Here is a 10000-nt window from a genome sequence, read left to right as displayed (position 1 = left end):
GAAATCTTTTCGGCATTTGGCATTTTTGGATAAAAACGATTCAATTTGGTTTGTAAAGTCAATTTTTTCTCTTCGATTAATTGCATTACCATTACAGCCGTAAAGGTTTTAGAAATCGAACCTATTTTGTAACGTGTAAAACGATCAGCCTTGATGTTTTTTTCTACGTCGGCAAAGCCATATGCTTTACTAAAAACTACATTTTCACCTTCGCGAATGGTTAACGAACCCATGAATTTATTGTTTTCATTCAAATAGTTCAACAAACTATCCATTCGTGTGAACTTATCTTGAGCAAAAGTGAAGCTCGAAAAAGCAAATACAAAAAGAAGTAATTTTTTCATGGCATTTCTGTTTTTCTAATTAGTAGTTGTGATTTTATTTTGTTACTGATTTTTGATTTTTTTGAATTCTAAATACGAATATACAATTGGAACAATACTAATAACGGCAGTAATTCCTAAAAAAGTATACAATTGCATTTCGTTTGGTAATACAAAGGTCAATGCCATTAAAAGTCCGCCAATAAACCATAGTTTTCCGCCCAATTCATGCGTTTTTTTCCAAACTTCTTCGTTTTCTAACGTCCAAGGTGTTTTTATCCCAATGAAGTAATTTGGTTTTATGGTTTTGAAATAATTACCAAGGAAAGCAAAAAGCAAGCCAATAATTGCAAGTACAAAACTAGGATTACTTGTTTTTTGCTGTACACTATACAGAATAAAAACCGCCAAACCAGACATAAATAAAGTAAGAATCATTCGTAAGTTATTCAATTTGTTGCCCATGTTTTGTAATTTTTGTTTTGGGTCAATAGAAGGAATAATTAGGAAAACAAAATAGGTGATTCCAACTAGCATGAATAATGTTACAAGAAGTTCTTTTTTATCGCCATAACGATCAATTTCTCCAGCGCCATTCCAATGCATAGGTACTTTTTCTGGTAAACGATTCCAAATGTAAATTAGATAAACAAAAGGAATTAAAGCAATTGCTAAAAACGGAATTTCTTTTTTAAACTTTTCCATACTTTATTTTTTTAAGGTAATAATCCATTTTAAAATGTCGTCAACAATTGTAGTGTTTAAAGAATAGACTACAAATTGTCCTTTTTTCTCGCTTGTGACTAAATCGGCACGTTTTAAAATATCCAAATGATGCGAAATGCTAGGTTTTGAAATATGAAATTGGTCCGCAATATCGCCAGCCGTCATCTCCTGTTTGCGCAGCAATTCCAGAATATCTCTTCTGGTTTCGTCGTTTAAGGCTTTGAAAATTGCGTTCATGTTAATTTATATATTTAGACAAATATCTAAATATTATTTGAAATAGCAAAATGATTGTGAATAATTTGTTTTGCCTTGTGCAAAATAGATTGTTATATTTATGAAAAATTCTTACAATGACAAAGCCAAAATTACTTGCAAATCTCCCGATTGAAAATTTAACAAAAGAGTATGATTACTTAGGTGTAATAGATAAAGGAGATTTAATAAAAGCCTTTTTAGTTGGTAATAAAGAACAACTCAACGAAATCAAGATGTTTACACTCTATGGAGAATGGGGAAGTGGAAAAAGTAGTTTAATGAAGTATTTAGAAAAGGAGTTAAAAAGTGATTTTAATACTTTTTTCTTTGAAGCATGGGAATTTGAAAAAGATACAAATTTAGCTATGTCACTTTTGCAATTTATTAACACAAAAAATATAGAAACAGGAGAGCAATTTTGTGACGATTTAATAAAGTATGGAAGTAGAATTTTAAGAGGATTAGGTAAAAGTGTTAAATTAAATATTTATAACATTGAATTAGATCCTTCGTCTTTTGTTGAAGAGTTAACCAAAAAAGAAGAATTGTCTTTTTATGAAGCTTTGAATGCTTTTAAATTAGAATTTGTAAGATTTGAAGATAAAATAACATTAAATAATAAGCCTAAATTTAATATTGTATTCATCGATGATTTAGATAGATGTGAACCTGAGCAAGTACTAAATTTATTATCTTCTATTAAGCTGTTTTTTACATATGGTCAGAAAACGATTTTCTTTTGTGGGATTGATAAAAAAGCAGTAAATCAGGCTGTGAAGACTAAGTACGGCAAAGTTGTTAAATCAAATGAGTACTTAGAGAAAATTTTTGATATTTCATTCTCAATGCCAGAATATGATAATTTATTAAATTTAATAAATCATTATTTTGACGACACTATTTATAAATTTGGTGTGAATACATATGGTATTAATGTAAGAATAAATGAATTTTTTAGAGAGTTGGAATTTACAAATCCAAGAAGAGTTAAAAAAGTTTTAAATAAGTTTCAATATCTTAGAAATTTAAAAGAAATCGATCTTCAAATGAAATTTATGCCATTTCCTAATATCGATATGAAAGATGGCGTACAGCAAAGTTTTTTTGAAACTACTCTAATTTTATATCTAATTATACTTCATGAATTTTATGAGGATTATTATAGAGATTTTTTAGATTTTGAAAAAAAGAAGAATATTTACTTGAATTTAATCACAACCGATACTGAAAAAAAGAATGTAATTAATTTGATTGAAAGGAATTTTTCATGCTTAAATTTTGAAGATTACCCAGAAAAAATCAAACATCTAAAGCATAAACAAGTAGATTTCATGAATGTTTTTTTAATTTGTTTCGGACCTACTGAAACAAAAAATGTTTCATTTAATCACTTCAATGAAAACAGTATTTTTTTGTTCGATAAAAAAAATAAAATTGAACATTTATATTACAAGTTTTTGTCTACAAAATCACAGCAGATTTTATTAGAAGACAAGAATCTTTCAAAATGCAATTTAAAACGTTTGAAAAAACTAATTAAAAACGCATTGTAAATCAATGCGCTTCCAACCAATTTTTACCCAATCCAATTTCGACATCTAAAGGAACGGCCATTTTGAAAGCATTTTCCATTTCGTGTTTGATCATTGGTTGAATTTTTTCTAATTCGGAGTTGTGTACATCAAATACTAATTCGTCATGTACTTGCAATAGCATTTTTGATTTCCAATTTTCAGAAGTCAGTTTTTTATGAATGTTAATCATCGCAATTTTGATGATATCCGCAGCCGAACCTTGAATTGGCGCATTCACTGCATTTCGTTCTGCACCACCACGAACAATTGCGTTGGCTGAATTGATGTCTTTCAAATAACGTCTTCTTCCTGAAATGGTTTCTACATAACCGTGTTCTCTAGCAAAATCAACTTGCGAAGTCATAAACGATTTTAATTTCGGATACGTTTGATAATACGCTTCAATTAATTCTGCACTTTCTTTTCGAGATAAATTGGTTTGGTTGCTCAATCCAAAAGCCGAAACCCCATAAATAATTCCAAAGTTTACAGTTTTCGCGTGACTTCTTTGTTCTTTTGTTACTTCATCTAAAGGCACATTGAACACTTTTGCAGCCGTACTTTTGTGAATATCTTCGTGATTTTGAAACGCTTTAATCATATTTTCTTCACCACATAAAGCGGCAATAATTCGCAATTCAATTTGAGAATAATCGGCAGAAAGTAGCGTATAATTTTCATCGCGTGCAATGAAGGCTTTTCTAATTTGTCTTCCTCTTTCGGTGCGAATTGGAATGTTTTGTAAGTTTGGATTATTCGAACTCAAACGACCTGTAGCGGCAACCGTTTGCATATAATCGGTATGAACTCTCCCCGTTTTTTTATCAACTTGATTTGGTAAAGCATCAATGTAAGTGCTTTGCAATTTCACCATTTGACGCCATTCTAAAATATCGCGCACAATTTGATGTTCGTTTGCCAAATAACTCAACACTTCTTCGCCAGTGGCATATTGACCGGTTTTGGTTTTCTTTTGTTTCGCGCCACCAATTTTTAGTTTGTCGAATAAAATATCACCCAACTGTTTTGGAGAAGCCAAATTGAATTTCTCACCCGCGGTTTCATAGATTTGTTGTTCAAACGCATCGATTTCTTTTTGCATATCAACCGACATGCTTTTTAGGAATTCCACATCCAAACGAATGCCTTCTTTTTCCATATCGGCTAAAACAGGAACTAATGGAATTTCGATTTCGTCAAACAATTTTTTCGTACCTACTTTTTCTAAAATCGGTTGGAAATGTTCCTTAAGTTGGAAGGTAATATCAGCATCTTCGGTTGCATATTCTTTGATGTCTTCCAAAGGAACATCGCGCATTGATAATTGATTTTTTCCTTTTTTACCAATTAAAGTTTCAATCGATTTTGGTGCATATTTCAAATAAGTTTCTGATAATACATCCATGTTATGACGCATATCTGGATTAATTAGATAATGCGCAATCATGGTGTCGAATAATTTTCCTTTGACTTGAATGTTGTAATTTGAAAGAATTTTCAAATCGTATTTCATGTTCTGACCGATTTTTTCGATGTTTTCATTTTCGAAGAATGGTCGGAATTTTTCAATTAGAGTTTGCGCTTCTTCCTTATTTTCCGGAAACGGAACATAAAATCCTTTACCTTTTTCGAAAGAGAATGACATTCCTACTAACTCGGCATTCAAAGCGTCAATTCCAGTAGTTTCAGTGTCAAAACAAACCGAAGTTTGATTTAATAAATTCTGCATTAACAATTTTATTGGTAAATCGCCCTGAACTATTTGGTAGAAATGCGTCGTATTTTCTAAAGTCGCAAAATACGAATGATTCGCAGTTGGTTCATCCGATTCATCACTAAAACCGAACAAATCAAATTGGTCTTCGTTCGATTTTTTAGCTGGCGCTTTTTTTGTTGGTTGCTGAATTTCAGAGGTATTGCCATTACTGTCAATTTCGTCATATTCTTTTCCAGTTCCAAATAATTTATCAAACTGCGCTTTCATTTGGCGGAATTCTAATTCCTGAAACAACGCATCTGTTTTTTCAACATCTGGTTTTGATAATTCGTAATCGTCAGCATCAAATGTTACCGGACAATCGAGTAGGATAGTGGCTAATTTTTTAGATAAAATCCCTAATTCTTTATTGGCTTCGATTTTATCTTTCATCGCACCTTTTAGCTGATGCGTATTGGCTAATAAATTTTCTAAAGTTCCGTATTCCGCTAAGAATTTTTTAGCTGTTTTTTCACCTACACCAGGCAATCCTGGAATATTATCAGCAGAATCGCCCATCATTCCTAAGAAATCTATTACTTGTTCTGGACGCTCGATTTCAAATTTTTCTAAGACTTCGGGAATTCCCCAAATCTCGATGTCATTTCCCATTCGGGCAGGTTTGTACATGAAAATATTTTCCGAAACCAATTGGGCAAAATCCTTATCTGGAGTAACCATGAACACTTGAAAACCTTCTTTTTCGGCTTGTTTAGCCAAAGTTCCAATCAAATCATCAGCTTCAAAACCTGCTTTTTCAATAATTGGAATGTGCATCGCTTTCAATAATTCTTGAATATAGGGAACTGCAATTTTAATCGCTTCTGGAGTTTCGTCACGATGCGCTTTGTATTCTTGGTACATTTCAAAACGATAATCGCTTCCGCCTTTATCAAATGCTACGGCTAAATGGTCAGGTTTTTCGCGTTTAATTACATCCATTAAAGAATTCATAAATCCCATAATGGCAGAAGTATCCATTCCTTTCGAATTGATACGAGGATTTTTTATAAAAGCATAATACCCACGAAATATAAGCGCGTAAGCATCAAGAAGGAAAAGACGTTTTTGTGACATAATTATGGTATTCTATATTTTTTCAAAGTTATAAAAATATATGTGTTTTTGGACTTTTTTGTTTACTTCAGAAAAAATCTCAGAAAAATAAAACCATGATTTCATGTTTTTCGTAAGTGAAGAAAAACAAATTAATTATGAAACAAATTTTATTACCTGTGAAATCAGTTTTACTGATGAGTCTTTTGACAATTTTTGTAGCATGTTCTGATGACGATACTGCTCCAATGCCTCAGCCAGAGCCAACTCCAATGCCAGAAGTGGCTCCTTTGGTAAATTTTGCTGCTCTTAGAAATGACAATAAGATTTACTATTTTAATGCTAGAAATTTGGAAGCTCCAATTCGCAATCTAACAATAACAGGATTACAATCAGGAGAAAACATTCTGAGTATTGATTACAGACCTGCTACGGGTCAATTATATGGTTTAGGTTCTACTAGTCGTTTGTATATTATCAATGAAGTTTCTGGTTTGGCAACACCAATTGGAGCCGCTCCATTTACACCTCAGATCGAAGGTACTTCTAGTTCAATTGATTTTAATCCAACAGTAGATAGAGTTCGCTTGGTTTCGAATAATGGTCAAAACTTAAGACTGCATCCTGAGTTAGGTACTGTTGTGGCGACAGATGGAAGTATCAATGGTGTTATGAATACTAAAATTGAAGCGGTTGGTTATACAAACAGTTTTGCGGGAAGTATAGCAACTATGTTGTATGATATTGATTATGCTACTGATAAGTTGTATCTTCAAAACCCGCCAAATGATGGAGCTTTACAACTTGTTGGGGCTTTAGAAGTAGATTTTGAAGGAACTGGAGGATTGGATATTTTAACAGATTCTAACTATGCAATGGCAGTGAATAATAAAAATAATGAATCAAGATTATATACAATCAGTTTAATGTCTGGAAAAGCTACTTGGATTGGAACTTTTTCACAGCAAATTGTAGAAGTAGCATTTAAATCAAAACCAATTGCTTATGCAACTTCGTCTACTAATATGTTATATAGAATACATCCGCTTTTAGGCTCTTCAAATTCAATTGCTTTAACAGGAATGAATGCTAGTGAGCAAATTGTTGGATTAGATTTTAGACCAGCAAACGGAGCTTTATATGCCGTAACAAATCAAAGTAGATTGTTGACAATTAATACGGCAAACGGACAAGTAATAGCGGTAGGTTCAGGATTGACACCAGTATTATCTGGACAAGATTTCGGTTTCGACTTTAACCCAACGGTTGATAGAATTCGATTGGTAAGTAATACTGGGCAAAACTTACGTTTACACCCTGATTTAGGAACGGTTGTAGCAACGGATGGAAGTTTAAATCCAGGAACGCCATCTGTGACTGCTGCAGCATACACTAATAATTTTGCGCAAAGTACTACTACACAACTTTTTGTAATTGATACTAATAATAATAATTTGTATTTACAAAATCCACCAAACAATGGAACGTTAGTTTTAGTAGGAAGTTTAGGTGTAACTGCTTCATCTATGAATGGTTTTGATATTGGAGGAAATAGTAATGAAGCATTCTCAATTTTAACTGTAGATGGAACACAAGCAGTTTACAGAATCAATTTAACAACTGGTGCTGCAACTCGTGTAGTGAATTTTTCACCAAACCTAACTGCAATGGCTGTTGGGTTAGGATTTTAAAGAGTTTTAGTTATTAATTTAAAAGGCTGTAAATCAAATTTGTTTTACAGCCTTTTTTTATCGTTAAAATTTTAATAAATACGTATTGAATTGACAAAGTTGTAGTTACTTTGCAAAAAAAAGAGCTAATGATTCGTTGGATTGTTTTTTTAGTATTTGTTGTTATTCTGGAAATCTATGCTTTTCAGGCGTTTAAGACTTTGATTAAATCGAAGTGGTTTTTTATTTTTTATTATGTAACATCAGCTATTGCCTTAGCTTATATTGTTTATCAGTTATATCATTTTGATAGAAAAGTAGGACAAACGCCAAAAACCATGATGACAATGGGTTTGTTGTTATTGCTATATGTACCAAAATTATTGTTGACTATCATTTTATTTGGAGAAGACATTATTCGTTTTTTTGCAGGATTATTTGGTGTAATAACCAAAAGCGGTTCAGAAGGTTTTTTACCTGAAAGAAGGCGATTTGTAAGTCAGATTGCTTTAGGGATAGCTGCTATTCCGTTTGCTTCTTTTTTATACGGAATTACTATTGGTAAATACAATTTTAAAGTAATCAAACAAACCTTATTTTTTTTAGATTTACCTGATGCTTTTGATGGAACAACGATTACACATATTTCAGATGTTCACAGTGGAAGTTTTGATGATGCAGAGAAAATTCAATACGCGATTGATTTGATAAATGAACAAAATTCAGATATGGTTTTATTTACTGGTGATATTGTAAATACTCATGCTACCGAAATGGACCCATGGATTGATACGTTTAAAGGAATTCATAATCCCAAATTTGGAAAGTTTTCCATTTTAGGAAATCATGACTATGGAGAGTATGTGGATTGGCCATCAAAACAAGATAAAGCCCAAAATTTTGAAAACATCAAAGCGATTCATGATAAAATTGATTTCAAATTGTTGTTAAATGAACATGTAAAAATCAAAAAAGATAATCAAGAATTAGCAATCGTTGGTGTAGAAAACTGGGGAAGAAAATTTGGAGAGCGTGGCGATTTGAGTTTAGCTTCAAAAGGATTATCAAAAGAAGATTTCAAAATTGTAATGAGTCACGATCCAAGTCATTGGGATGAGAAAATTCAGCACGACGACAATCATTATCATTTAACGCTTTCGGGTCATACGCATGGGTTTCAATTTGGGATAGAAATTCCGGGTTGGATAAAATGGAGTCCGGTACAATATGTCTACAAACAATGGGCTGGATTATACGAAAATGCAGGAAGATACATTTATGTAAATCGAGGTTTTGGCTTTCATGCTTACCCTGGTAGAGTAGGAATTATGCCTGAAATAACAGTTATTGAACTAAAAAAAGGAGAAAAAGTAGCGTAATTCAGTAAAAATGCTACATTTGTATATTATTTTCGTGTGAAAATTAATATTTTTGATACTAATAAATTGCAATTTATGTCAAAATTTGGAGAACTTATCGATGCTCAAGTACCTGTACTAATCGATTTCTTTACAGAGTGGAATGAACCTTCAGTAGCTATGAATGAAGTAATTCGTCATGTAGCAGCTGCTTTAGGAGACAAAGCGCGTGTAATTAAAATTGATGTGGATAAAAATCAGGAATTAGCTGAAGCGCTTCGTATTAAAGGTTTACCTACTTTAATGATTTATAAAGAAGGTCAAATGGTATGGAGACAAAGCGGTGAACTTGATGCCAACACTTTAATTTCTTTAGTGCAAGAACAAGCCTAAGAAATTACATCGAAAACAAACCCCTTATCTTTTAAAACTTGTATTGCTTTTGGCAGTGCATATTTCAGATTTTTTTCTGCTTTTACGCTATCGTGAAATACGATAATACTTCCTTGTTCCGTATTTGAAATTACATTTTCTAAGCATTTTTCTTCTGAAACGGTTGAGTCAAAATCATAACTTAACACATCCCACATAATTATTTTGTATCCTAGTTGTCGAATTGCCTTTGACTGGATAGGTTTTGTTTTTCCGTAAGGAGGACGGAATAAGAAAGAGTGTTCGGTGTTCAGTTTTAAGTATTCAGTTTCGCACAACTTGAGATTTTCGATATAATGATTAGTTTCGGTTTTCCATCCGTTTAAATGGTTGAAGGTGTGATTTCCGGTTTGATGACCTTCATCAAGTATTCTTTTATAAACTTCGGGGTGTTTTTTGATGTTGTCACCGATACAAAAGAATGTTGCTTTAATATCTTCTGATTTTAAAATATCTAAAACCCATTCAGTTACCTCTGGAATTGGGCCATCATCAAAGGTTAAATAGATTTTTTTTTCCGAATTTGGAATATCCCAAACCAGATTATGAAAAAGCTTTTTAATCCATTTATTTGTTTTAACCCAATTGAAGTTCATGTTGTAAAATTAGCATAAAAAAAATGTTCCAAACGAAATTTCTTTCATTTGGAACATTTTGTGTTTTAGAAATTAGTTATTCCATGTCTCTACCAAAACGTTGGAACATTTTATTGAAATTATTAAATTTCACTTTTTCTTTATTATAAAATTCTAAGTCATTTGCGTTTTTTGCAACTTGAAGCAAATTTCTATATTGTTCAATGTCGGTAACAATATCCATAGCGCCAAAGTTTTGCTCGCTAGGTTTC

The 10000-nt window shown here is 32.1% G+C and carries 9 protein-coding genes; 4 read left to right on the top strand and 5 right to left on the bottom strand.

Annotated features, from left to right (window positions below; translation table 11 throughout):
* The 3 genes from LDL23_RS06730 to LDL23_RS06720 all read right to left on the bottom strand — a co-directional run.
* A partial coding sequence (locus LDL23_RS06730; protein ID WP_291265020.1) for a serine hydrolase occupies window positions 1-344 on the bottom strand: 344 nt, incomplete at its 3' end.
* A 42-nt stretch (window positions 345-386) separates the two neighbouring features.
* On the bottom strand, window positions 387-1028 hold the full coding sequence (locus tag LDL23_RS06725; RefSeq protein WP_291265019.1) for an SdpI family protein: 642 nt from the start codon (window positions 1026-1028) through the stop codon (window positions 387-389).
* Window positions 1029-1031: 3 nt separating this feature from the next.
* The gene (locus LDL23_RS06720; RefSeq protein ID WP_111566189.1) at window positions 1032-1286 is read right to left on the bottom strand and encodes an autorepressor SdpR family transcription factor; all 255 of its coding nucleotides are present in this window, start codon (window positions 1284-1286) and stop codon (window positions 1032-1034) included.
* 116 nt (window positions 1287-1402) lie between these two features.
* Here LDL23_RS06720 and LDL23_RS06715 point away from each other — a divergent pair, with 116 nt between their 5' ends.
* Window positions 1403-2860: a P-loop NTPase fold protein gene (locus tag LDL23_RS06715; RefSeq protein ID WP_291265018.1), complete on the top strand. Its 1458-nt coding sequence runs from the start codon at window positions 1403-1405 to the stop codon at window positions 2858-2860.
* Between the two features lies 1 nt (window position 2861).
* On the opposite strand, the gene polA is transcribed toward LDL23_RS06715, so the two are convergent.
* A complete protein-coding gene (gene polA, locus LDL23_RS06710; RefSeq protein WP_291265021.1) occupies window positions 2862-5717 on the bottom strand; it encodes a DNA polymerase I in 2856 nt (951 codons plus the stop codon).
* Between the two features lie 134 nt (window positions 5718-5851).
* On the opposite strand from polA, the gene LDL23_RS06705 reads away from it, so the two are divergent.
* From LDL23_RS06705 to LDL23_RS06695, 3 genes are all read left to right on the top strand, one after another.
* The gene (locus tag LDL23_RS06705; RefSeq protein ID WP_291265017.1) at window positions 5852-7384 is read left to right on the top strand and encodes a DUF4394 domain-containing protein; all 1533 of its coding nucleotides are present in this window, start codon (window positions 5852-5854) and stop codon (window positions 7382-7384) included.
* Window positions 7385-7512: 128 nt separating this feature from the next.
* Window positions 7513-8742: a metallophosphoesterase gene (locus LDL23_RS06700; RefSeq protein WP_291265016.1), complete on the top strand. Its 1230-nt coding sequence runs from the start codon at window positions 7513-7515 to the stop codon at window positions 8740-8742.
* Between the two features lie 75 nt (window positions 8743-8817).
* Window positions 8818-9114 (top strand): thioredoxin family protein, encoded by a 297-nt coding sequence (locus LDL23_RS06695; protein ID WP_026724375.1) that lies wholly within the window; start codon window positions 8818-8820, stop codon window positions 9112-9114.
* Here the strand turns inward: LDL23_RS06695 and LDL23_RS06690 are convergent.
* A complete protein-coding gene (locus tag LDL23_RS06690) occupies window positions 9111-9749 on the bottom strand; it encodes a polysaccharide deacetylase family protein (protein WP_291265015.1) in 639 nt (212 codons plus the stop codon). The genes LDL23_RS06695 and LDL23_RS06690 overlap by 4 nt on opposite strands.
* Between the last annotated feature and the right edge of the window lie 251 nt (window positions 9750-10000).

Source organism: Flavobacterium sp., from assembly GCF_020217025.1.
GTDB lineage: Bacteria > Bacteroidota > Bacteroidia > Flavobacteriales > Flavobacteriaceae > Flavobacterium.
The sequence above is the reverse complement of the archived record's forward strand: the minus strand, read 5'-3'. Positions and strand labels throughout refer to the sequence as shown.